This window comes from Thermodesulfobacterium commune DSM 2178 (assembly GCF_000734015.1).
Classification (GTDB): domain Bacteria; phylum Desulfobacterota; class Thermodesulfobacteria; order Thermodesulfobacteriales; family Thermodesulfobacteriaceae; genus Thermodesulfobacterium; species Thermodesulfobacterium commune.
Window position 1 is genome coordinate 1 of sequence record NZ_CP008796.1, and the last position, 22,551, is coordinate 22,551.

Here is a 22,551-nt window from a genome sequence, read left to right on the forward strand (position 1 = left end):
GGATGAGTGTGTGGAGTTAGGGAAGTTTACGCTTAAGGCGTTTAAGGATTTGGTGTTAAGTAATCCTCAGTATGTGGAGTTGATAAAGGGGGACATTTACAAGGTGGTGACGAATTATTTGGGAACGGTGGATGAGGCTGGGAAGGTAACCTATTATGATGGTACACAGGTGTTTGTGGACACGAAGGGTAATGAGATAGGTAGGTTTAGTGGTAAGGAGTATTTGGAGTGGATAGCAGAGAGGACGTTGCCGTGGAGTTATCAGAAGGCACCGTACATTAAGAAGTTAGGTTGGAAGGGGATAGTGGATGGAGAGGGAACGAGTTTATACAGTGTGGGGCCGCTAGCGAGGTTTAACGTGGGGAATGGATTTGACACACCTGGTGCGCAGGAGGCGTATGAGGAGATGGTAGAGTTTTTTGGAGGGAAGCCTGTGCATAACATACTGGGTTATCACTGGGCGAGGGCGATAGAGTTGTTACATTGTGCGGAGAAGGTGAAGGAGCTTGCGTCAGACGAGAGTATCACAGCTCCTGACGTGAGGCAGGAGTTAGGTGAGGCATTAGGAGAGGGAGTAGGGATTGTTGAGGCAGCGAGGGGAACGCTTATTCATCATTACAAGACAGACAGTAAGGGTATAGTAACTGACGCAAACATCATAGTTGCAACCACCCACAACAAAGGGTCTATAAACATAGCGATCAAGAGGGCGGCAGAGAATTTTATCAAGGAAGGAAAGGTAGATGAGGGAATTTTAAACTTGGTAGAGATGGCTTACAGGCCCTATGACCTTTGTCTTGCCTGTTCTACCCACACCTTACCTGGGAAGTTGCCTGTGCAGATAGACATCTACACCAAGGACGGAGAGCTGGTAAAAAGTTTGAGAAACTTTAAATAAAATTCAAATTTTCTGATCTCAATTAAGTAGGGGGATCTCCCCCTACTTTCTTTTAATCTATTGCTTTTAAAATCTTAAATTAAAACTGACAGGTTTTCAAATACACCTGTTCAAAAAGTGTCATTTAGGATAGCTCTTCATGTGTAAACTGTGTTTTGTATAAATATAAAAAGTAAAAATTTTAAAAAACAAATAAAAATGTTTAAATTTTTTAGAAAAGTTAAATAAAAAAAGGAAAAAATAAGAAAAAAAGCTTTTAAGTCTATTTGACTTTGATTATTAGTATTTTATAAATAAATAATGAAGGGACTAATAGAATATCAAAATAAGGGGGTTAGACATGCCAAAGGTTGGGGTTTATGTATGTCATTGTGGTGAGAACATTAAAGGTGGGCTTAATATCCAGGAGTTGGTAGAGTTTGCCAAAACATTGCCTGATGTGACAGTAGTGAGAGATTATTTCTTCATGTGTTCTGACCCTGGGCAGGAGTTGATCAAGAATGATATTAAAGAGGGTTTAGTTGACAGGGTGGTAGTTGCTGCTTGTACTCCAAGAACTCATGAGCCTATTTTTAGGGCAGCGGTAGAGTCAGCAGGTTTAAACAAGTATTTTTGTGAAATAGCTAACATAAGAGACCAGAATACCTGGGCTCACTGGGGGAAGATTAAAGAGGCTACAGACAAGGCTAAAAGGATCATAAAAAGCGCGGTAGCTAAGGTAAGATTGGCTGAACCTTTAGAAGACCGTTTTGAACCTATGGAAAAGTCTGTTTTGGTGGTAGGTGGTGGAATTGCAGGTATGTTTGCTGCTTTAGACTTAGCTAACATGGGTTTAAAGGTTTATCTGGTAGAGAAAAGGCCTTCTATAGGCGGGAACATGGCTATGCTTGACAAAACGTTCCCGACTATGGACTGTTCGGCTTGAATACTCACCCCCAAGATGGGCGAGGTCGCCCAGCATCCTAACATCGAACTTATCACCTATGCCGAGGTAGAAGATGTTAAGGGTTATGTAGGTAACTTTGAAGTTACCATAAGAAAAAAAGCCAGGTATGTAGACTGGGATAAGTGTACAGGTTGTGGTCACTGTATGAACATTTGTCCTTCCAAGGCTCCAAACGAGTTTAACCTTGGTCTGGATAAGAGACCGGCTATTTATATACAATTTCCTCAGGCAGTGCCGAAGTTTCAGGAGGTAATGAAGCAGACAGCGTTAGCAGAGGTAGCACCGTTTCCACTTGACTAAAGAAAAAGGAGGGAAGAGATGAAGAGGGTAGGATTGTTTTTAGGATGTAACATACCGTTGAGGAGGCCGGATATAGAGTATTCGATGAGGTATTTGTTGAAGGAGTTGGGGGTGGAGGTAGTGGATTTAGAGGGAGCGACATGTTGTCCGGCGTTTGGGACGATGCCATCGGTGGATTTAGTGGGGTGGTGTGTGGGATCAGCGTGGAACATGGCGATAGCAGAGGGTAAGGGATTAGAGGTGATGGTAACGGGGTGTGGTAGTTGTTATGGGAGTTTGAATGAGGCGAGATATCACATGGAGAAGCATCCTGAGATAAAGGAGAAGGTTAACGAGATACTGGGAAGTGTGGGTATGAGGTATGAGGGGAAGGTGAAGGTGTACAACATATACAATTATATATATGATTTTATTGGGTTAGAGGAGTTGAGGAAGGCGGTGAAGTATCCGTTGAATGGGATGGTATGTGGGGTGCAGGTAGGGTGTCACAATTTATGGCCGAGCAAGGCGTATCCGGCGAATGATGAGAATACGTTTCAGCCGAGGAGGTTGAGGGAGATATGTGAGGCGTTAGGAGGGGTAGCGCCGTGGTATAGCATGATGACAGATTGTTGTGGTATGGGTGCGTTGGGTAGTTTAGCGAGGGACAAGTCTTGGAGTTTGTTTAAGAAGAAGGCGAGTAAGATGATAGAGGAGATAAATCCTGAGGTATTTGTGACGGGGTGTAGTAGTTGTTTGTTGAGGTTTGACAACGATCAGGCTCAGATGAAGAAGGAGGGGGTAATAGATTTTGAGGTACCGGCGGTGCATGTGGCGCAGTTGGTTGCGTTGGCGTTGGGGGCGGAGCCGGAGAAGGCGGTAGGTTTGGCAGAGGTGCCAGTAGACAAGGTGGTAGAAAAAATAAGAGCAGGAGGTAAGTGATATGAGTTGGGAGCCAAAGATAGTGGTTATAGCTTGTAACTGGTGTACCTATGCTGCGGCAGACCTGGCAGGTAGTTTAAGATATAGTTATCCACCTACAGCATATATAGTAAGGGTTCCCTGTAGTGGTAGGGTAGAGCCTGAGTTTATAGTAGAGGCTTTAAAAACAGGAGCAGACGCTGTGTTAGTGGGTGGCTGACCTCCTGGGGACTGTCATTACCGGTCAGGTAATTACAAGGCATTGAGGCGTTTTAAGCTTTTGAAGAGGGTGTTAGAGGAGTTGGGAGTGGAAGGAGACAGGGTGAGGCTTGAGTGGATATCAGGTAGTGAGGGTAAGAAGTTTGCGGACATAATAACGGAGATGGATGCCAAGGTAAGGGAACTAGGACCAAATCCAATGAAGGGGGTATAGGAGATGAGTAAGCCTAAGTTAGCATATTACCTGGCAGGAGGATGTGCAGGTTGTGATATAAGTTTGGTAGATTTAGCTGATTTTTTGGTGGATGTGGTTAGTGCGGTGGACATAGTGTTTTTTGCGCCTACACTTGTGGATGTGAAGTATAAGGATTTTGAGGCATTGCCAGATGGGTCGGTGGATGTGGGTTTGTTGACAGGTAACATAAGGAACAAGGAACATGAGCATATGGCGAAGGTGATGAGGGCGAAGTGTAAGGTGTTGATAGCGTATGGTATATGTGCGAGTTTAGGTGGTATCAAGGGTTTGGTTAATTTGTATAGTAATCAGGAGTTGTTGGAGAAGGCGTATAGGGATACGTTTAGTACAGACAATCCTACAGGGGAGTTACCGAGTCCCAAGTATGTGGTAGATGGGAAGTATGAGTTGGAGTTGCCGGAGTTGACGGAGGCCAGAACGTTGGATCAGGTGGTGGAGGTGGATTATTACATAGGAGGGTGTCCGCCGCATTATGAGCATGTGAAGGCGGCGTTGGTTGCGTTGTTAGAGGGTAAGTTACCGCCGAGGGGTAGTTGGATAACGATGGGGCATGCGGTGTGTGAGGTATGTTCGAGGAACCCTGTGTTGAGGGGGGAGAAGAAGAAGCCTGTATTAGAGGTTAGGAGGGTGATAGAAGGGGGAGTAGAGGAGGAGGCATGTTTGCTTGAGGCGGGGTATTTGTGTTTAGGTCCTGTTACACAGGGAGACTGTGGAGCGAGTTGTTTGAAGGTGAACGTGCCGTGTAGGGGATGTGGAGGGCCGATACCAGGGGTAAGGGATTATGGTTTGAGGGCGATAAGTGCGATAGCGAGTGCATTGGAAAACGAGGAGTTGGTAGACAGGATAGAGGACCCTGTGAGGTTGTTTTACCGGTATAGTTTGCCAGGGTCTATGATAGGGAAGAGGCTTGGAAAGTAGGTAAGAAGATAAAAAACAGAGAGGAGGGGAAGGGTATGCAGAGGATAGAGATAAATCCCATGACAAGGCTTGAGGGTCATGGGAAGATAACGATATTTTTGGATGACAAGGGTAATGTAGACAATGCCTTTTTACAGGTAGTAGAGTTTATGGGATATGAGAAGTTTTTGATAGGTATGCCTATAGAGGAGGTGCCAAGGACAGTAAGCACGATCTGTGGCGTCTGAAGGGGTGTACATTTTATGGCCTCGTTGAAGGCCGCAGATGAGGTATATGGGGTAAAGCCTACGGAGACGGCGAGGAAGTTGAGGGAGTTGTTTTATTATGCGCATTATGTAGAGGACCACATGGAGATCATATATGCGTTGGGGTTGCCTGATTTTGTTTGTGGGCCTACGGCATCTCCAGCAGAGAGGAACTTGGTTGGGTTGATTATGAAGGTGGGAGTTGATGTAGGAAGAGATGTTTTGAAGAAGAGATTTGCTGCTGTTAGGATCTTTGAGATCCTTGGAGGAAGGCCAAGCCATCCAGTGGCAGCGATACCCGGGGGATGGAGCAAGAGGCTGAAGGAGGAGGAAAGGCAGGAGATACTGAGGTATGCGGATGAGTGTGTGGAGTTAGCGAAGTTTACGCTTAAGGCGTTTAAGGATTTGGTGTTAAGTAATCCTCAGTATGTGGAGTTGATAAAGGGGGACATTTACAAGGTGGTAACGAATTATTTGGGAACGGTGGATGAGGCTGGGAAGGTAACCTATTATGATGGTACACAGGTGTTTGTGGACACGAAGGGTAATGAGATAGGTAGGTTTAGTGGTAAGGAGTATTTGGAGTGGATAGCAGAGAGGACGTTGCCGTGGAGTTATCAGAAGGCACCGTACATTAAGAAGTTAGGTTGGAAGGGGATAGTGGATGGAGAGGGAACGAGTTTATACAGTGTGGGGCCGCTAGCGAGGTTTAACGTGGGGAATGGATTTGACACACCTGGTGCGCAGGAGGCGTATGAGGAGATGGTAGAGTTTTTTGGAGGGAAGCCTGTGCATAACATACTGGGTTATCACTGGGCGAGGGCGATAGAGTTGTTGCATTGTGCGGAGAAGGTGAAGGAGCTTGCGTCAGACGAGAGTATCACAGCTCCTGATGTGAGGCAGGAGTTAGGTGAGGCATTAGGAGAGGGAGTAGGGATTGTTGAGGCAGCGAGAGGAACGCTTATCCATCATTACAAGACAGACAGTAAGGGTATAGTAACTGACGCAAACATCATAGTTGCGACCACCCACAACAAAGGGCCTATGAATATAGCGATCAAGAGGGCGGCAGAGAATTTTATCAAGGAAGGAAAGGTAGATGAGGGAATTTTGAACCTGGTAGAGATAGCTTACAGGCCCTATGACCTTTGTTTTGCCTGTTCTACTCACACCTTACCTGGGAAGTTGCCTGTGCAGATAGACATCTACACCAAGGACGGAGAGCTGGTAAAAAGTTTGAGAAACTTTAAATAAGTTGTGTTTCCGTAGGAAGAATTTTTAAAAGGGGGCTTTATAGCCCCCTTTTTTATTTTGATAAGTAGTTTATAATTAAGTTATGCAGAAAAAGGCCATAGTTATAGGAATAGGCAACCCTAACTTTAAAGACGATGGGGTTGGGTATAAGATAGTAGAACAGCTGGAAGGTTTGGTAGATACTGTTTGTTTGCTTAACACTGACTTAAAGGTAATAGATGTGATGTTGGGGTATGACGTTGCTGTCATAGTTGATGGGGTAAAGGTAGGGGTTGAACCTGGGACGATAGTCGAGATTGACCCGTTTAAAACCTTTGATAAGGTTTATGCCAGCGGTACTCATAGTCTTACGGTTTTTGAGGTAATAAGGATTGGTTATCAAGTTTTTCAAGAGGAAATGCCTAAGGAGATAAAGATCATCGGGGTAGAGGTAGAAGATATAGATACTTTGGATAGAGATTGTAGCCCTAAGGTTAAGGCAGCCATTCCTAAGGTAGTAGAGATTATCAAAGAATATTTAGGACTAATTTAGTCAACAGAAACGCAAGGGTTACTGAAGTCGTAAGTGTAAACACCCAGTTGATACCTATTTTTTTGATCAGGTCTAATTTGATGGTTTTAAATCCTTTGGTGAGGCCAACACCAGTTATCCCACCTATGATGCAATAGGTGGTTGAGATAGGCATCCCTAATAAAGTAAAAGAAAAAATACATAATCCTGCCCCAAACTGAGCTACAAAACCTGAAAGTGGATCCAAAGAGGTAATGCCTTTTCCTACGGTTTCTATCACCCTGTGGCTAAGTAAAACAGCTCCCAGAAAGATAAGGGTTGAGGCGATAAAATAGAGGAATATTTTATTTAAGCTTAATCCTGTATACATCACCGGTCCAAGGACTGTTGCCAATTCATTAGCTCCGGTATTATAAGAGATGAGGGAAGAACTTATTAATAAGAACATCTTTAAAAGGTTTTCTATCCTAAAAAAAGGCAACCTGGAAGTAACCCTGATCACCAGTTTGTATAGAAAAAAGCTTACTAAACAGGCTATTATAGGTGAGACCAGCCAGGAAACCACTATCTTTATTAAAGAAAAAACATTAACACTGAGTTTTAGAGCCAAACCACTACCGATAAGGCTTCCTATGATAACCTGATGGGTAGATAGAGGAAGTTTTCTCCAGTTGGAAAAAAGTATCAACAATGCCGATAACAGCAGCGAGAGGCTTAAACTAAGGGGGGTGGTTTCTACAAGGGATTTACCTACGGTTTTCATCACCTTATCTCCGTTAAGTAAGACTCCAAGAAAAACCAGCACTCCAAAAAGAAGCACAGCCCGTTTAAACCGGATTATTCCTGCTCCGATCGAGATACCAAGAGCGTTTGAAGCGTCGTTTGAACCTATACCAAAGGCAATCAAAAGGCTGGCTATGATGGCAATCTCTATCATAGATAAGGGAGGGCTACCTTAAACTAAGGTCTAACAAATAAAGGTAATCGCTTGCATCCTCTATGACGTCGCTAACAGACACAAGAGCATCAACAAAGTCAGACATAATCTTTCCTTCCCAGTAGTTAGTAATCTTACAGAGTTTGCAATTTCTTATCTTTTCTGTAAGTTCCAACTTGATTTCATCTACCTTTTTTTCTAAAATTCTTATGGCAAGATTTTTTTCTCTGATGTTATCTTTAGTCCAGAGTGCCTCAAAGGATTTTATCAGGATCTGACACATCTCCACGTTGATGTGGGCTATCCTTAAACATTCTTCTTCTATGTTTTTATAGGTTAGTCCATAAAGGTCAGAATTTAAGATGTAGCGATACTCAAAGGCACAAACTTTCATATGGTCAAAAGCTTTTTCGACGATCTCGATAAAGTTACAAAGATTAGGTCTTATGTAAGGTAAAAAAGCCCCCTCATAGATGATACCTATGATCTCTCTTTTAAGAGAGTCTGCCTCTCGTTCAAGGTTTTCTATACAATAGGTTTGTTCAAAACTCTCTTGAAGTAAGGTCTCTTTTAGACACTCTGTAGCAGCACAAAGGGTTTTAAGGTATTCTTGAATTTGGGTTATGGCTTTTTTTTCTAACTTTCCTCCACCTAAAAGTTTTTCAAGCATATCTTTAACCCTCTCTTATTTTTTAGCCTGTTCTATTAAAACATTGTACAAAACATCAAAAAAAGACACTACCCCTATGATTTTTTTGTTTTCATCAGTGATAAAAACACGCGCTATGTTATGTGAGTTCATGATCTCTAAGATTTTTTCTAAGGGGGTGTCTTGAGGAACACAGAGAACAGGCTTCGAGGCTATGTCACCTATTTTTATCTTATGAGGGTCCAGATTCTTAGCTAATACCTTAAAAATGATATTTCTTACCGTAACTACCCCATAGGAATCATCATGATTTTTAGGTAAGACTAACAACGACCTTATACGTTTGTCAATCAACCTTTCTATAGCATCATAAACTGTAGCGTCTGCAGATATGGTTTCAAGTTTTTTATTCATGATGTCTTTGGCTACTTTTCCCATCTTTCCCCCCATAGTTTTTAATTATTTATAAAATATATTATAAATTGGACAAATAAAAAAATCAATAAAATACTAAGAAAAATTTGGTTTAATAGATAGGACCTTAAGAGGAAATTAAACAGGAAGTTCTAAAGAATGGGCGGAAGAGGATTTGAACCTCTGACCCCCGGCTTGTAAGGCCGATGCTCTCCCCCTGAGCTATCCGCCCGTAAAAAGAATATAGTCTAAAAATAATATAAAATAGGTTTTTGTCAATAGTTTTTTGGTTAAACTATGTATAAGAAACTATTTTTTGCTTTTGAATAGACCTATAAATGAGAGGATAAAAACTAAAAGAGGTTAGGTTATATGTTTAGAGAAGAGGTTTTTCATCTATTTTTGGTTGAGGCAAGCACCCCTGAGTTAGCCTTCTCTCAGGTGGTAAAGTTTCTTTCAACCTATCAGTTAGTAAGATATGATGAATTTAAGGTTCTTGAAAAAGAAACCTTAGGTTTAAGAGACCCTGATTTTTGGCAAGCCTTAGAAAAAGGAATCACAAAAAATTTGGAAGTCTTAAAAGGGTTTATACAAGATTTAAATCAGGAAGGCTATGTTAGTATAAGAGATCTTTTGTTTCTTCCTCAAGGTTATCTTAGTAAGATATTTCATCTGATAGCTCATCTTCTGGACGGGTTTTTTGGGATAGATTCTTATTTTTATAACCTGGTTGAAGACTCTCATTTTATAAGTCCTCAACTAAGGCAAAAGCTCAAAAAAGAGGAAACAGGCTATTTTCTGGTCCCAGTTAAAGCTTATTTTGACGAAAAAATCTATTCTTTTGAAACTATATCACCTAAGAAATTTTTTAAAATTTAGAGATATGAAAGGTAGCTTTTTTATCAGATCTTTTTCCAGGAGAGGTATTTCTAAGAACCTCTCCTGGAAGTTTAGTTTTTTAGTCCTTAGGTTCTATTTTGTATTTTCCCTTTTCAAAACTCACGTTAGCGTTGAGATAATAGGCCTTAAACCCTGCTCTTTTTAATATGTTATAAGCCATTTCAGCCCTAATACCTGTTGCACAATGAATAATGATGGTTTTGTCCTTAGGAATTTCGTTTAATCTTTTTTCAAGTTCTCCCAAGGGGATGTTTACCGCATGGGGGAAGCTACCTTCTTGAGTTTCGTTTACTTCTCTTACGTCAAGGATGAAGTAGTTAGCAGGTAGGGTAGGAGATTTAAGTAGTTTTTTAAACTCTTCCACAGAGAAGGTGCCAGGCCTGGGTTTATGAACATAAACTATCTTAGAGGAGGGTTTCCCTACTTCAACCTTACCTCCTGCTTTTTTCCAGGACTCTAATCCACCAGGAATGTAGGCTATGTTGGTGTATCCCCAGTTTTTAATGATATCGATAGCTGATAAAGCTCTTTCGTCTTTTTCATCATAAACGAAGATGGGAGCGTTTTTCTGTTTAGGAAATTGCTTTTTAGCAGCTTTAAGTTTTTCAAGAGGAAGGTTTACTGCCCCAGGTATGTAGCCTTTTTCTGCCAAGGTCTTAGGCCTCAGGTCTATAAGCACAAAAGATACTCCCTGAGAAATTTCTGAAAGGATGTGTTGAGGTTCTACTGCTACAGGGAGGCCTGCTTTTTTCCAGGCAGGTATACCTTCTACAAAGCCTTTAACGTTGGTATATCCAAGAGAAGCGGCCACACTGACCGCCGCAGGGGTTAACGCTCAGCGTGGACCTTCACAATATACCACAGCTAAAGCTTGCTTATCTTTCAAGACTTCAGGTAGTTTCTTCCCAAACTGAGCCAAAGGAAGGTTGATAGCCCCAGGTATATGTCCTTCAGCATACTTGGCAGGAGGTCTAACATCTATGATTAACGCTGACTTTTGTTCTACCAGTTTTTTAACCTCTTCTAAACCTATAGTTTTTTCTGCCGGGACCTTAACCGGAGGTTTTACTGCTATGATAGAGGCATATCTTTTACCGTCTTTTTCTGTATAGACAACCTTTATAGGGGTGCCTTTGTTAAGTTTGTTTAAAGGTTGGTCCCAGTAAAGCACCTTTACCTTGTCGTCAAAAAACACGTCAAGACTTTGACCGGTATCAAGTTGAAGAAGCCCTGCTTTTTGAGAAATGGAAATAAGATTACCCCAAAGTTCATTAGGGGCTGAAACTTTGTGACACCCAGGTTGAACACATGAAGGAAGAGCCTGTTTGATCCCTGGCTCTCCTGGAGCAGAAGTCATCTCCTTTATCCCTATACTTAAACTAAAAAATAAAGAGGAGACTCCTAAGGCTACCAGATACTTTTTGTTCATAAATCCCCCTTGGTGTTTTTTATGTTTATCTATAAAAATTATAAATAAATTTGTCTAAAAAACAACCAAGAAACCTATAAATGTGGTGTCTATAGAACCAAGAGGTCCTATTCTTGCCAGAGGTTTTTTTCTAAACTGCGGTATTGGATGGCTTCTGTGATGTGATGTTTTAAGATAATCTCAGATTGTTCTAAATCAGCTATCGTTCTTGCTACCTTGAGTATTTTGTGAATGGCCCTTGCAGAGAAACTAAATTTTTCTGCAGCTTTTTCCAAAAACTCCTGAGCCTTAGGTTCTAAGATACAGTATTTTTTGATTTCTTTAGATTTAAGCTTGGCGTTGGTTTTAAGTTGGGTTCCATAGCGTCTTTCTTGGATTTTTCTTGCAGCTAATACCCTTTCTTTTATTTCTGCTGAGCTAATCTGAGGTTTGTCTGAGGTTTTTAGTAGGGCCTTGTAGTCTACGGAGGGAACTTGTAAGTGGATGTCTATTCTATCAAGGATTGGGCCTGAGATTTTGTTTCTATACTTTTTAACCTCCTGAAAGGTGCACTGACAGGGTTTGGTAGGGTGTCCGTAATAACCACATTTACAAGGATTCATCGCACAAACCAGCATAAACTTAGAAGGATAGGTTACGGTAAAGTTGGCTCTGGTTATGGTAACCTGTCCGTCTTCTAAAGGTTGTCTGAGGGCCTCTATCACATCTTTTCTAAACTCGGGAAACTCGTCAAGAAAAAGCACCCCGTTATGGGCTAAGCTTACCTCTCCTGGTTTAGGATGAGTTCCTCCTCCTATCATCCCAGCCTCAGAGATACCAAAATGGGGATTTCTAAAAGGACGATGGTTGATAAAAGGTTTTTCAGGGGTTAATAGGCCTGCTACCGAGTAGATCTTGGTGGTTTCAAGTGCCTCTTGATAGGTAAGAGGAGGGAGTATGGTAGGGAGCCTCTGGGCAAGCATGGTTTTTCCTGCACCAGGTGGCCCTATCATCAACACGTTGTGCCCACCTGCCGCGGCTACCTCAAGGGCTCTTTTAGCCATCTCCTGACCAAATATTTCTGAGAAATCCTCTTCTAACCTTAGTACCTCAAGGTCAACCTCTTTTTTCGGATGTAAAGGCACAGTTCCTTCTCTTAGGTAATCAACCACCTCTCTTAGATGGGTTACTCCTACCACCTTAAAATCACGCACCAGAGAAGCTTCTAAATAGTTATCCAGAGGCAACACAATCTCGCAAAACCCTAACTCTTTAGCCTTTAACACAGAGGGTAATATCCCTCTTGTACTCTTAACTGTTCCGTCAAGGGAAAGCTCTCCTAAAAAGGCTTTGTTAGCTAAGGCCTCCTTAGAGATTATTTCCATACCAGCCAGTATCCCCAAGGCCATCGCCAGATCAAAACCACTTCCTTCTTTTTTAAGGTCTGCAGGAGCCAGGTTTATGGTAATCTTTTTTTGGGGAAAACTAAAACCTGAGTTTTTTAAAGCAGACCTGATGCGTTCTCTACTTTCTTTGATAGAGCTGTCTGGAAGCCCTACGATGGTAATCCCTGGAAGGCCTCGCGAAAAATCTACCTCGATGTCTACAGGAAAGGCTTCGATACCTAAAACCGTAAAGCTTGAAACCTTTACAAACATGTTTATCCTAAAAAACAAAAAAGAGGACCATAAGGTTTGGCCCTATGGTCCTCTTTTTTATCCTAAACTTATATAGCTGTTAGGCACCTAAACCAAGGATCTGGATGAGTTTGGGTAAAACAGGGTTGGCATAAAGAAGGATAAGAGCGATAACAAGAGCATAAATGGTAAGAGATTCGATAAGAGCGATACCAAGAATCATGGTAACGGTAAGTCTACCGGCAAGTTCAGGGTTTCTGGCGATACCTTCACAAGCACCGCGGGTAGCATGACCCATACCGATACCGCATCCAAGAGCAGCCAAACCAACGCCCACACCAGAGGCTAAAACGATGGCTGCAAAGAAACCAAAACCAGTAACCATCTTAGCAGCGCCAACTTCTTCTGCTAAAGCAGGGTTAGCAGAAAGTAAAGCCACCAAACCTAAAAGCCCTAAAACCATCCACTTTCTCATAAAACCTACCTCCTTTTAAAAATTTTAATTTTTAAATAAAACACTTGCCAGAAGGCTCATAAACCCCCTGGCAAAGCTTCTTTTTAATGGTGTTCCTCAACAGCACCGGCAAAGTAAGCCAAACTTAAAAGAACAAAAATCAAAGTCTGAATAAGACTTACCAACACACCTAACACCATGATCGGAAGAGGAGCAAAAAACTTACCTGCAAGCATCGTAAGAATCCCAAGTAAAAGCTCTTTAGATACTAAGTTTCCAAAAAGTCGGACAGAAAGAGAGATAATCCTTCCTATATGGCTAAAAATTTCAGCAGGAAGCATAAGAGGAGCCAACCAAGGAATAGGACCTAAGAAGGTCTTAAAATAGGCAAGCCCTTTAAACCTTATTCCTAAGAAATGGTAATAAACGATGGTAATTAAGGTTAAACCAAGGGTTACGTTAAGATTAGCGGTGGGAGACATAAACCCAGGTATAAGCCCTAAAAAGTTGCAGAAGAGAATGTAAAGGGCATAAAAAACGATCAAAGGAAAAACCAAAGGCACCAGGTTAGGGCCATGCCCATCACCGTGAGGTACGTTTTCTTTGGTAAAGTTGTAGAGGGTTTCGATCACAAACTCCCAGAAATTCTGAAACCCTTTTGGTATAAACTCCATCTTTCTTGTGCCTATATAGGCTAACACGATAAGCAAAATACACACAAAAAAGCTGTGGACCATGTGAGGAGCAAGCAACTTGGCCAAAGGCCCATAATGGGCTGCCTCTTCATAGTAATGAAACCCAGAAGGAAGACCAAGCTTTTCTAAAATAAGACACAAAAACAGTATAGGATGTTCCATAACCTGACCCCCTAAGTTAATATTTCTTTTTTTTCTTTTTTCATAAACAGGAAAAACTTGATAAAACTATAAACCGTAAGGCTAAGATAAACCAAACCAAACGCAGAAATCAAAAAAACAGGGTGAGCCCCAAGATGGGCTATCAAAAAATAAACCACTATGGCAGTTGCCAAAAGTTTAAGATAAATCTTTGCTATGTAGACGTGGCGCTCTTTGTTATAGAGATTTTTCTGGTCTGAAGCAAAGATTTCCTGAATTTTTTTTACAAAGTCAATCCCTTCTTTTTTGGTGGTCCTGAAGTTTAGAAACCCTAAAATCCCACCTGCCAAGAAGGAAAAAGTTTCCACCAAACCACCCCATACTAAATGGATAAAAATCGTCGCAACAACCACCAGCCCAAGGATTAATCTCTCTGCCTCACCAAAAAACCTTTCAGGACTTACTTCCTTTATCATTTTTACCTATGTCCTTTGTCCTCTTCTTGGTATACCAGATAAGGTTCTTAATCCCCCCTATCGCCCCAAAAATGATAAAGATAGTCGTAATCCACGGGGAAGTCCTTCCATGTAAAAGCTTCTCCTCTATCAGCCAGCCTACCACCGCTCCTGCTATCACCGAAGAAACTACAGCAATCCCGATGGTAAAACTTTCGGCTAAAACCTCTAACAAAAATTTAAAAGCACTATCCTTTTTCTCTTTCAACTTACATACATTTAAAACATAATTTTTAAAAAATCAACCAGCAAAAAACTACAAAATCAGGCGTATTATCAAAAATACAATTGATTTTATGTTTTTAATTTTATTTTTTATAAAATTTTTTAAGTTTACTGGGCTGTTCTTTTACTCGCAAAAAATTCCTTTACCTGTTCGGCAAAAGCCTCTATCCTCATCCTGGTGCCAAGGGACTTCTGTCCGTCGCAAGGAACGGTAAGCACAGGTAACCTTTTCCCTTCTCCTTCTTTAATCCTTTTTAACAGGGCAGAAACTACATTCCCTGGCATACAGGCAAAAGGAATAACGTTTACTATTCCCGAAACCCCGTTATGGGTATACTCTACCGCCTTTCCTACAGAAAGCAACACCTCCCCTCCTTCATACCTTATGTCCACATACCTTTGGGTAAGCCTCATCAGCTCCTCAACCGGCAACTCTTCAGCTGTGTCAAGAACATCTTTAAAAACAGATATAAACTTTTCTTCTTCCCACCTCAGGTATCTGCTTTCAAGCACATACCTGAAGTAGGTCTTAAAAAGTCCAAGCCTTTTAGCCCAGTTTTTTGAGGTATAGTTGATAAAATGGATCCATTCGGTGATAGGAGGAAGCCAGACCTCCAGACCTAAGTCTTCTAAAAAACTGTATAGGTCTTCGTTAGCAAACCGGTTGCTTCTGACATAGATCTCTCCTACCACCCCTACCTTGGGTTTTTTCCTGGTATCAACTTCTAAACCGGCAAACCGGTTTTTAAGGTCTAAGAGCACAGAAAGGAGATCTTCTCCTTTTTCTATGGCTTTTTCTATCTGATTAAGACCCTCTTGGTATAACTTTTCTACCTCTTGTTTGTCTTTCGCATATGGTCTTATTTCCCTAAGAAGTTTATTTAGCACGTCTACCGCTACTATCCCTTTCCAGGCAACCTTCATAAAGTTTCTGCCTAAAAGGTCTAAATCCTGGTAAAAACTCATGTCCTGTTGCAGAGAATAGACAGGAAGTTTAACGTTTAAGTCTCGTAAGATCTTCTGATGAAGTTTGTTGTACTGACCAAACCTGCAAGGCCCACCGCTGTTTGGCATAAAAAATACGCTTTTTTCAGGGTCAAAGTCTGGTTGATTTATCAGCTTGATGAGGTCCCCTGTGGTAAGGATGGTAGGATAGCACTCCTTGCCTGAGGTATACCTTCTCCCAAGCTCAAGGCTTTGTTCGTCTGGTTCTGGAAGCACCTTGGCCTCAACCCCGCAGGCTCTGAAAGCCGCTGCCAGGGCTACCGCATGGTCGCACATGTAAGGAATGTAGATGGTCCTTTTTTCTTTGGGGGTTGCCTTAAGGAAAGTAAAACTTCTCTTTAGCTCGTAAGGTTTCACCTTATCCCTGATACTGTCTACAAAGGCCTCTAATCTTGTTACCACCCCAGCCTCAGCGCTGTGTTCATCTACCTCTATCTCTATGAAAGGTTTACCTCCCATCAGTTCCTCAAAAAAGTGCTGGATAAAAGAGTCTGGCCCACAAGAGAAGTTGGTAAAAAACACGGGAAAAAGGTTAGGGGTTTCCCTTATAAGATGGGCTGCCAGCAAAAACCTTTGCCCATATTCCCAGTACATCTCCGAAAGAGGTTCAAAGACCTTTGGATTGTCTAACTCTTCTAAAGGTAGCATGTCTACAGGCAGGCCGACTATACCTAATTTTTTAATTTTATAGTGTATGCCTAAGTTAGCACCTGGGTCAAAGGCATTGTAAGGCCTTCCTACGATGACAAGCACCACGTCCTCTTTAAACTGAGACAAAATCTCTTTTCCTCTCTGTTTTAGCCAGTGATGAAACTCTCTCTGGGCTTCCTCTCCTATCTTCCAGGCCCTTTTAGCCTCTTTTTCTGAGACCCCAAGCATCCTTGCCAGGTCTTTAACTTCCTGGTTTATCAAAAAAGCAGGACGCCCTAAGTGCAACACCGGATTTATTACCTTTACCCCAAGGTCTTCGAACCTGAAGGTTGCAGGACTTATCCAAGGAACGCTCTGTACATAGGGACATACCTTGCCTACCTCAAAAGCCGGATGCTCAGGAGGAAGGTCGGTTATCTGCGGAAGAAAAAGGGTTTTAACCCCTTTGTCTAAAAGCTCTTTGATATGCCCTATGGCTATCTTTATAGGAAAACAGGGCTCACCTGGGGTTATCTCACAGCCTACTTTGATGATTTTTTTAGAGGTCTGAGACGAAAGCACCACCTGATAACCTAACTCCTGAAAAAAGGTGGCAAAAAGAGGCAACCACTCATAAAACTGAAGGATAAGAGGAATACCGATGGTTTTGTCCTGGCTTTTTTCTTTTTCCACAGGTTTTACATAGGAGATAAGCTTTTCAAATCGCTCTAAGGTAAGGTTGGGGATGTTTTCCTGAGGTTTTCTCTGGTCAACCTCATACTTTTCGCACCTTCCTCCGTAGTAATAAGGGAGAGACCCATCTATCGTTACCCTGTGGATCTCACACTGGTTAGGACATTCTTTGCACTCAAAGGCCTGGATCTGATAGTTAACCTTGGTTAGGTCAAACCCTTTAAACCGGGTTTGTCCCCGGGTTTCTTCCTTAGCAAGAAGGGCTACTCCAATAGCTCCTGTGACCTCATGGTGAGGAGGCACTATCACCGGTTTGCCAAGCACTTTTTCAAAGGCAGCCACCACCCCCTGGTTAAAAGCCACCGCCCCCTGGAAAAACACCTTTTTCCCTATTCTTCTGTCCTCTACCACCTTATTCAGGTAGTTATGCACTATGGCATAACAAAGCCCTGCAATCAGGTCTTCCTTAGGGAGGCCTTGCTGCTGGTAGTGTAAAAGGTCTGACTGCATAAAAACAGTGCATCTTTCTCCCAGCTTAAGCGGGGCTGAGCTCTTTAAGGCGATTTCTCCAAACTTTTCTATCGGGACCCCAAGCTTTACCGCCTGTTCCTGAAGAAAAGACCCTGTGCCTGCTGCACAGGCTTTGTTCATCGTAAAGTCTGAGATGGTTCCATTTTCTAAGTATATATATTTAGAGTCTTGCCCTCCTATCTCAAAGATGGTGTCAACTTCTGGGTCTATGAAAAGGGCTCCGTAAGCCTGTGCGGTGATCTCATTTCTTACGACATCAGCCCCGATAAAGTCTCCTATCAGGTATCTTCCAGAACCTGTGGTCCCAACACCTTTTACCACCACGTTTTCCGGAAGCTGTTTTTTTAACTCTAAAAGGCCTTTTTTGATGCTTTCAAGAGGTTTTCCCTGATGAAGAAGATAAACCTTGGCTATAAGTTTTCCTTCCTGGTTTATGGCAACAAGCTTGGTGCTTACCGACCCCACATCCACTCCAAGCCATACCTCCTGGGGTTTTCCCGGTGAGGCGGTAGTTTCTATCAAAAACCTCTGTTTAAGCCTTTCTGAGATCTCAAGCGACTTAAAAGGTGTTAACACCTCATACCTTGGCGGAGAATAGGTTCTTTCTTTAAGATAGGCCCTTAAGAGGTCAGACCCTCGATATTCTGATGCGGCTTTACCTTCAAGCCCATAGAGGGCAGCCCCTATCGCCCCCATGATCCTGAAATGCTCAGGTATGATAAGCTCATCGTCCTTTAGTCTGAAGATTTCCCTTATCGCCCTTCTTACCCCTAAGTTTGCCGCAACCCCTCCCTGAAAAACCAAAGGAGGAAGGATCTCCCTTCCCTTGGCCAAGTTGCTTCTCAGGTTTCTGATGATGGCAAAACAAAGCCCTGCGATGATTTCCTGGTCAGGCACCGCTGCCTGCTGAAGGTGTATCATGTCAGATTTGGCAAAAACGGTGCATCTTCCTGCTATTCTTGGTACATTTTGAGCCTCTACAGCAAGCCGAGAAAACTCTTCTATCGTATACCCAAGCCTTGCAGCCTGTTGCTCTAAAAAAGAACCTGTACCTGCAGCACACAGGGTGTTTAACGCAAAGTCCTCTATCTCAGGCACACCCCTTTCATGGGTGATGAAAATAAGCTTTGAGTCCTCGCCTCCGATGTCTATGATCGTCTTTACCTCAGGATGAAAAAAGGTTGCTGCCTTGGCATGAGCCATCACCTCGTTTACAAAGGCACACCCAAGGATCTGAGAGATGGTTTTACCAGCCGTTCCGGTGCAGGTAATCCCAGAGAGACTTTCTTTTCCAAACCCCTTTTCCACCTCGGTTAAAAGCCTTTCTGCCGTTTCTATAGGCTGACCGTGGGTTTTTTCGTATCTCCAGAAAAGAAGGTTTTTGTTGTCATCAAGGACTGCTACCTTGGCTGTCCCTGACCCTACGTCAAGCCCTACATATCGTGTCATCAAACACCCCCTTTAAGGGTTTTAAACCTTTTGATTTAAAAATTCTCCCAGTTTAAATTTTAAGTAAATTTTTTTAAGAGTAAAGTTTTAAAAAGTTTGGTCTTTTGGTGGCAAGTTTTTTGATTGTTTATAAGGCTTAGCGTGGTAAAATAAAGATTTAGACCTTTCGGGGTGAAATCAGAGGGAAATCGGGGTTAAGGTGGAGGCTACAGTTAGGATAGAAAAGGTGGTTTTTGGGGGAGAGGGTTTAGGTAGGCTCTCTGACGGTAAGGTGCTTTTTGTGCCTTATTCCTTGCCTGGGGAACTGGTTAAGGTTCGGGTGGTTAAGGACTTAGGCGATTATGCCGAGGCTGAGATAGTGGATATCTTGGAGCCTTCTCCTGACAGAAGGTCTCCTCTTTGCCCATACTATGGGGTTTGCGGGGGTTGTCAGTTTCAGCATGCAACCTATCAAGCCCAGTTAAGCCTTAAACAGGCCATCCTTTTTGAAACCTTTGTGAGGGCTGGATGGAAGGAGGACATACCATTAGAAGGGGTGGTGCCCTCTCCTAAGGAGTTTTTTTATCGCAACAGGCTCAGGCTTCATGTTGAAGCAGATGCCTTTAAGATGGGCTTTGTAAAAAGAAAGTCCCACGAGGTACTAAAAATAGAAAAGTGCTTTCTTGCAGAAGAGGTTTTAAACAAGGTGCTTTTTGATCTGTATCAAAGTCCTTCCTGGATAAGGCTTTCTGCCTACAGCAAAAGGGTAAAGATAGAGTCTTCTCCGTTAGAAGGCAAGGCTACCCTGATTTTCTGGACGGCTTTAAAGCCAGGTAAAGAGGACCTAAAAGAGCTTGCCTCACTTTCTAGTCTTAAGGCCTGTTTTTACTGGATGAAAGGGCGTCATCCAGAAGGCCCTTTCCCAGAAGAGGCCTCTTTTGGTGGAAGAAGACTTTTTAAAGGGTTAGACCACCTGGTTTACTACGTTCAGCCAGGGGTTTTTGTGCAGACCAACTGGGAGATAAACTTAGCTATCATGGACACCATCAGGTCCTGGCGCCTTGATTACGAAACTGTCCTTGACCTACATTGCGGGATGGGAAACTTTATCTTAGCCCTGATATCTCCTGAGACCACCAAAGCCCTCGGGGTAGACACAGACCTGAGGGCCATAGAAGACGGGCTTTACACCGCCGAGAAAAACGGGATAGACGGAAGGCTTGACCTTCGTCAGATGAGCTCAACTGAAGCCCTATATCAGGCGATAAAACAGGGAGAAAGGTTTGACCTCGTTTTAGTTGACCCTCCTCGCGGAGGCTGTAAAGAGATCTTGAGGTTTCTACCTGAGGTAAACCAGAGGTATCTGGTTTATGTTTCTTGCGATGCTCCTACCTTGGTAAGGGACCTTAAGATCTTAAGAGACCTGGGATATCTTCTTAAGAAGGTTTATCTTTTTGACATGTTTCCTCAGACCTATCATTTTGAGGTGCTTTGTCTTCTTGAGAGGAAAGGGTAATCTCTTTTCCCAGCGCCCAGAGGAGTTGTCTGCAAAAACCCTGGATGATTTTTACCTCCTTTGAGGTAAGCTCAAGCCTTGAGAGAAATCTCCGGATGTTTGTGTGCCAAAGCACCTTGTTTTCATGAGGGATGTAGTCTATGGCTTCTAAGGTAGCCTCGATTATTTTATACATGATGGTAAGTTCTTGCTGGGTTGCAAGCTGAGGTTTTGGGAAGATAGGATTGCTTGCATGCTGAAAGATTTCGTAAAGGATGACTACCACAGCCTGGGCTACGTTTAAAGAGGCCTGCTCTGTGGTAGGGATGGTAACTACCTTATCACACAGCCCAAGGTGTTCGTTTGAAAGCCCAAACCTTTCGTTTCCAAAAAGAATGGCGACCCTGTTTTTAACCGAAAGCTCACAGAGATAAGGGGCTATTTCCTTAGGGGTGTGATAAACCATCCTTCTTCTGCCAAGCCTTGCGGTGGTTCCAACCACGTATTGAAAGTCCCTTAACGCTTCCTCAAGGTCCTGAAAGACCTTCATGTTTTCTACTATTGGGAGGCCACCTTTGGTAGCCATGGCCCTTATTTTTTCCTGGTCAAGGCTTTCAGGGTTTACCACGATCAGGTTTGTCACCCCGAAGTTGGCACAGGCTCTGGCTGTAGCCCCGATGTTTTCAGGATACATCGGGTTTACCAGCACCACCGCCAAGTTTTCAAGGTTAGCCTTTTCAGGCTTGGCTACAGGACGTACTTGCATCAGGACCTGAGGAAGAAAGAGATTTGGAGGTGCCGGGGCCCGGAATCGAACCAGGGACACGCGGATTTTCAGTCCGCTGCTCTACCGACTGAGCTACCCCGGCGACCTGATATTAAACATACCCTAAAATTGGACTTTTGTCAACTTTTTATCCCCTAAAAACTTACCAAATTTTTGGCAAAAAGTTTTTTTTCTACCCTTGCTCGAGCCTTTCTGTGAAAAATTTTTCCAGATGCCAGCCATCCTATAGATTGAAAGGTTGAAAAACCCTTAGTTTTGCCCTCCCAAAAGTCTTGCTAAAATTTAGTTTAAGAGTATATTTGGCAAGGTTTATTCTGAGTAATTTTTCCAAACATATTTTTTTTTAAAAAATATCTTGTAATAACTAAATTTTATATTAAAATAAGCTAAGTATATTTAAATAGATTAAAACAAACTTAAGAGGGGTGATGGGTTATGTTTAAGCTTTCGACCAAGGGCAGGTATGCGGTAAGGGCGATGTATGAGATAGCCAAGGCTTATCCTAACGGGGTGACGTTGGAGGAGATTTCTGCCAGTCAAAACATCTCCCGGGTTTATTTGGCCCAGATTTTAAACCGGTTGCGTCAGTCAAGGCTTATCAAGTCTTCTCGTGGTCCTGGGGGAGGTTATGTTTTAAGAAAGCATCCAGACGAGGTTTCTCTTTATGAGATCCTTGAGCCTCTTGAGGGGCCTGGTTGTATTGCCTCCTGCATCGACCCGGGAGAGGGGTGTGAGGATGTGGAGGAGTGTGTGGCTTATCCTATCTGGAAAAAGATCGGGCAGTACATCGAATGCTTGCTTAGACAGGTCAAGCTGGGAGACCTGTTGAGGGTTGAGACTGAGAAGGACAAGAAAAAACTGGTGGAAACGATTACCGCTGGCTGTTGTTAAGGCCTTGGTTTTGCCGCTGGTTTTTGAGGTTTTTGAGCCTTAAGTTTTTAAGGTTAGATGCTTCCTTAACCTAAAGAAGCGTTGATAGGGGATTTTTTTGAGGGTGAGAGATGGGTGGGTGGTTTAATCAGGTTTTTTCTAAGGCTAAGAGGTTAAGTTTTCCGGTAGAGGATAGAAGGGTTTTAGAGGGTCTTTTGCCAGGGGAGCCTGTGGTTATCTCTGGCTGGGTTCTCTGTGGAAGGGATGCTACTCATCGCAGGATTCTTAAGGCTTTACGGGAGGAAGGGTTTCAGTTTGATTTTACCAACCAGGCGATGTATTATGTGGGGCCAACTCCTGCACCAGAGGGGAAGGTGATCGGGGCTTGCGGGCCTACTACCTCAGGCAGGATGGATGCCTACATGGAAGACTTTCTCTCTCTTGGGGTTGCTGCAACCATCGGAAAGGGTAAGAGGAGCCTTAAGGTGGTTGAGGTTATGAAAAGGTATCAGGCGGTTTATCTTGCCACCTTTGGAGGGGCAGGGGCCTTTCTTTCTCAGTTTGTAGAAAAACTGGAGTTTATCGCCTGGGAAGACCTTGGGCCAGAGGCCTTCTTCAGGATAAAGGTAAGGGACTTTCCTACGGTGGTGATAAACACTGTTGCTGGGGAGGACTTTTATTCTTTTTGAA

General features: G+C 42.9%; 22 protein-coding genes, 2 tRNA genes and 1 pseudogene. 11 read left to right on the plus strand and 14 right to left on the minus strand.

Going from position 1 to position 22,551, the window contains the following annotated elements; translation table 11 throughout:
* Positions 1–10: 10 nt before the first annotated feature.
* The 7 genes and pseudogenes from HL41_RS00005 (at position 11) to HL41_RS00035 (ending at position 6,468) form a co-directional block, all read left to right on the plus strand.
* Complete coding sequence (locus HL41_RS00005; RefSeq protein WP_051754622.1) at positions 11–898, plus strand: Ni/Fe hydrogenase subunit alpha; 888 nt, start codon at positions 11–13, stop codon at positions 896–898.
* A gap of 340 nt (positions 899–1,238) precedes the next feature.
* A pseudogene (locus HL41_RS09685) lies at positions 1,239–2,084 on the plus strand (FAD-dependent oxidoreductase); the annotation flags it as partial.
* A gap of 78 nt (positions 2,085–2,162) precedes the next feature.
* Complete coding sequence (locus HL41_RS00015) at positions 2,163–3,065, plus strand: CoB--CoM heterodisulfide reductase iron-sulfur subunit B family protein (protein WP_038549335.1); 903 nt, start codon at positions 2,163–2,165, stop codon at positions 3,063–3,065.
* Between the two features lies 1 nt (position 3,066).
* Entirely contained in the window at positions 3,067–3,477 is a 411-nt protein-coding gene (locus tag HL41_RS00020) for a hydrogenase iron-sulfur subunit (RefSeq protein ID WP_156095592.1), read from the plus strand.
* 3 nt (positions 3,478–3,480) lie between these two features.
* Positions 3,481–4,437: an NADH-quinone oxidoreductase subunit B family protein gene (locus HL41_RS00025; RefSeq protein ID WP_038062940.1), complete on the plus strand. Its 957-nt coding sequence runs from the start codon at positions 3,481–3,483 to the stop codon at positions 4,435–4,437.
* A gap of 35 nt (positions 4,438–4,472) precedes the next feature.
* Complete coding sequence (locus HL41_RS00030; RefSeq protein ID WP_081856435.1) at positions 4,473–5,936, plus strand: Ni/Fe hydrogenase subunit alpha; 1,464 nt, start codon at positions 4,473–4,475, stop codon at positions 5,934–5,936.
* An 82-nt stretch (positions 5,937–6,018) separates the two neighbouring features.
* Positions 6,019–6,468 carry a hydrogenase maturation protease gene (locus HL41_RS00035; protein WP_038062942.1) on the plus strand — a complete coding sequence of 150 codons (450 nt, stop codon included), beginning with the start codon at positions 6,019–6,021 and terminating at the stop codon, positions 6,466–6,468.
* On the opposite strand, the gene HL41_RS00040 is transcribed toward HL41_RS00035, so the two are convergent.
* From HL41_RS00040 to HL41_RS00055, 4 genes are all read right to left on the minus strand, one after another.
* Positions 6,443–7,384 (minus strand): inorganic phosphate transporter, encoded by a 942-nt coding sequence (locus HL41_RS00040; RefSeq protein ID WP_038062944.1) that lies wholly within the window; start codon positions 7,382–7,384, stop codon positions 6,443–6,445. The two genes, HL41_RS00035 and HL41_RS00040, sit on opposite strands and share 26 nt — an antisense overlap.
* Positions 7,385–7,397: 13 nt before the next feature.
* Entirely contained in the window at positions 7,398–8,054 is a 657-nt protein-coding gene (locus HL41_RS00045) for a DUF47 family protein (protein ID WP_038062946.1), read from the minus strand.
* Positions 8,055–8,069: 15 nt separating this feature from the next.
* Complete coding sequence (locus tag HL41_RS00050; RefSeq protein ID WP_038062947.1) at positions 8,070–8,471, minus strand: CBS domain-containing protein; 402 nt, start codon at positions 8,469–8,471, stop codon at positions 8,070–8,072.
* Positions 8,472–8,607: 136 nt separating this feature from the next.
* Positions 8,608–8,679 (minus strand) — tRNA-Val (locus HL41_RS00055).
* 140 nt (positions 8,680–8,819) lie between these two features.
* Here HL41_RS00055 and HL41_RS00060 point away from each other — a divergent pair.
* Positions 8,820–9,326, plus strand: a complete 507-nt coding sequence (locus HL41_RS00060) for a hypothetical protein (RefSeq protein ID WP_051754389.1) — start codon at positions 8,820–8,822, stop codon at positions 9,324–9,326.
* A gap of 79 nt (positions 9,327–9,405) precedes the next feature.
* Here HL41_RS00060 and HL41_RS09530 read toward each other — a convergent pair whose 3' ends face one another.
* The 8 genes from HL41_RS09530 to HL41_RS00095 all read right to left on the minus strand — a co-directional run bounded on the left by HL41_RS09530 (position 9,406) and on the right by HL41_RS00095 (position 18,730).
* Positions 9,406–10,158, minus strand: a complete 753-nt coding sequence (locus tag HL41_RS09530; protein WP_051754390.1) for a rhodanese-like domain-containing protein — start codon at positions 10,156–10,158, stop codon at positions 9,406–9,408.
* Positions 10,159–10,182: 24 nt separating this feature from the next.
* The gene (locus HL41_RS09535) at positions 10,183–10,776 is read right to left on the minus strand and encodes a rhodanese-like domain-containing protein (RefSeq protein WP_051754391.1); all 594 of its coding nucleotides are present in this window, start codon (positions 10,774–10,776) and stop codon (positions 10,183–10,185) included.
* 107 nt (positions 10,777–10,883) lie between these two features.
* The gene (locus HL41_RS00070; protein ID WP_038063547.1) at positions 10,884–12,413 is read right to left on the minus strand and encodes a YifB family Mg chelatase-like AAA ATPase; all 1,530 of its coding nucleotides are present in this window, start codon (positions 12,411–12,413) and stop codon (positions 10,884–10,886) included.
* A 79-nt stretch (positions 12,414–12,492) separates the two neighbouring features.
* A complete protein-coding gene (gene atpE, locus HL41_RS00075) occupies positions 12,493–12,867 on the minus strand; it encodes an ATP synthase F0 subunit C (protein ID WP_022855588.1) in 375 nt (124 codons plus the stop codon).
* An 83-nt stretch (positions 12,868–12,950) separates the two neighbouring features.
* Entirely contained in the window at positions 12,951–13,703 is a 753-nt protein-coding gene (gene atpB / locus HL41_RS00080) for a F0F1 ATP synthase subunit A (protein WP_038062948.1), read from the minus strand.
* 11 nt (positions 13,704–13,714) lie between these two features.
* Entirely contained in the window at positions 13,715–14,158 is a 444-nt protein-coding gene (locus tag HL41_RS00085) for a hypothetical protein (protein WP_000589030.1), read from the minus strand.
* The gene (locus tag HL41_RS00090; RefSeq protein ID WP_000660063.1) at positions 14,136–14,405 is read right to left on the minus strand and encodes an AtpZ/AtpI family protein; all 270 of its coding nucleotides are present in this window, start codon (positions 14,403–14,405) and stop codon (positions 14,136–14,138) included. The genes HL41_RS00085 and HL41_RS00090 overlap by 23 nt, the downstream gene beginning before the upstream one ends.
* Positions 14,406–14,530: 125 nt before the next feature.
* A complete protein-coding gene (locus HL41_RS00095) occupies positions 14,531–18,730 on the minus strand; it encodes an acyl-CoA dehydratase activase (protein WP_038062951.1) in 4,200 nt (1,399 codons plus the stop codon).
* Positions 18,731–18,929: 199 nt separating this feature from the next.
* Between HL41_RS00095 and rlmD the strand changes: the two genes are divergently transcribed.
* The gene (gene rlmD / locus HL41_RS00100; RefSeq protein ID WP_038062953.1) at positions 18,930–20,225 is read left to right on the plus strand and encodes a 23S rRNA (uracil(1939)-C(5))-methyltransferase RlmD; all 1,296 of its coding nucleotides are present in this window, start codon (positions 18,930–18,932) and stop codon (positions 20,223–20,225) included.
* Here the strand turns inward: rlmD and HL41_RS00105 are convergent.
* Together HL41_RS00105 and HL41_RS00110 are read right to left on the minus strand one after the other, a co-directional pair.
* Positions 20,146–20,970, minus strand: a complete 825-nt coding sequence (locus HL41_RS00105) for an RNA methyltransferase (RefSeq protein ID WP_038063549.1) — start codon at positions 20,968–20,970, stop codon at positions 20,146–20,148. The genes rlmD and HL41_RS00105 overlap by 80 nt on opposite strands.
* A gap of 30 nt (positions 20,971–21,000) precedes the next feature.
* A tRNA-Phe gene (locus HL41_RS00110) sits at positions 21,001–21,073 on the minus strand.
* Between the two features lie 353 nt (positions 21,074–21,426).
* Here HL41_RS00110 and HL41_RS00115 point away from each other — a divergent pair.
* Together HL41_RS00115 and HL41_RS00120 are read left to right on the plus strand one after the other, a co-directional pair.
* Positions 21,427–21,882: an RrF2 family transcriptional regulator gene (locus HL41_RS00115; protein ID WP_038062955.1), complete on the plus strand. Its 456-nt coding sequence runs from the start codon at positions 21,427–21,429 to the stop codon at positions 21,880–21,882.
* A gap of 110 nt (positions 21,883–21,992) precedes the next feature.
* Positions 21,993–22,550 (plus strand): fumarate hydratase C-terminal domain-containing protein, encoded by a 558-nt coding sequence (locus HL41_RS00120; RefSeq protein WP_038062957.1) that lies wholly within the window; start codon positions 21,993–21,995, stop codon positions 22,548–22,550.
* Position 22,551: the final 1 nt, after the last annotated feature.

Bases quoted from the DNA above. Each gene is read 5' to 3' on its own strand.
- HL41_RS00015 (WP_038549335.1), top strand. From the start codon at position 2,163: ATGAAGAGGGTAGGATTGTTTTTAGGATGTAACATACCGTTGAGGAGG.
- HL41_RS00025 (WP_038062940.1), top strand. From the start codon at position 3,481: ATGAGTAAGCCTAAGTTAGCATATTACCTGGCAGGAGGATGTGCAGGT.
- HL41_RS00035 (WP_038062942.1), top strand. From the start codon at position 6,019: ATGCAGAAAAAGGCCATAGTTATAGGAATAGGCAACCCTAACTTTAAA.
- HL41_RS00040 (WP_038062944.1), bottom strand. From the start codon at position 7,384: ATGATAGAGATTGCCATCATAGCCAGCCTTTTGATTGCCTTTGGTATA.
- HL41_RS00045 (WP_038062946.1), bottom strand. From the start codon at position 8,054: ATGCTTGAAAAACTTTTAGGTGGAGGAAAGTTAGAAAAAAAAGCCATA.
- HL41_RS00050 (WP_038062947.1), bottom strand. From the start codon at position 8,471: ATGGGAAAAGTAGCCAAAGACATCATGAATAAAAAACTTGAAACCATA.
- HL41_RS00060 (WP_051754389.1), top strand. From the start codon at position 8,820: ATGTTTAGAGAAGAGGTTTTTCATCTATTTTTGGTTGAGGCAAGCACC.
- HL41_RS09535 (WP_051754391.1), bottom strand. From the start codon at position 10,776: ATGAACAAAAAGTATCTGGTAGCCTTAGGAGTCTCCTCTTTATTTTTT.
- HL41_RS00070 (WP_038063547.1), bottom strand. From the start codon at position 12,413: ATGTTTGTAAAGGTTTCAAGCTTTACGGTTTTAGGTATCGAAGCCTTT.
- atpE (WP_022855588.1), bottom strand. From the start codon at position 12,867: ATGAGAAAGTGGATGGTTTTAGGGCTTTTAGGTTTGGTGGCTTTACTT.
- atpB (WP_038062948.1), bottom strand. From the start codon at position 13,703: ATGGAACATCCTATACTGTTTTTGTGTCTTATTTTAGAAAAGCTTGGT.
- HL41_RS00085 (WP_000589030.1), bottom strand. From the start codon at position 14,158: ATGATAAAGGAAGTAAGTCCTGAAAGGTTTTTTGGTGAGGCAGAGAGA.
- HL41_RS00095 (WP_038062951.1), bottom strand. From the start codon at position 18,730: ATGACACGATATGTAGGGCTTGACGTAGGGTCAGGGACAGCCAAGGTA.
- HL41_RS00105 (WP_038063549.1), bottom strand. From the start codon at position 20,970: ATGCAAGTACGTCCTGTAGCCAAGCCTGAAAAGGCTAACCTTGAAAAC.
- HL41_RS00115 (WP_038062955.1), top strand. From the start codon at position 21,427: ATGTTTAAGCTTTCGACCAAGGGCAGGTATGCGGTAAGGGCGATGTAT.
- HL41_RS00120 (WP_038062957.1), top strand. From the start codon at position 21,993: ATGGGTGGGTGGTTTAATCAGGTTTTTTCTAAGGCTAAGAGGTTAAGT.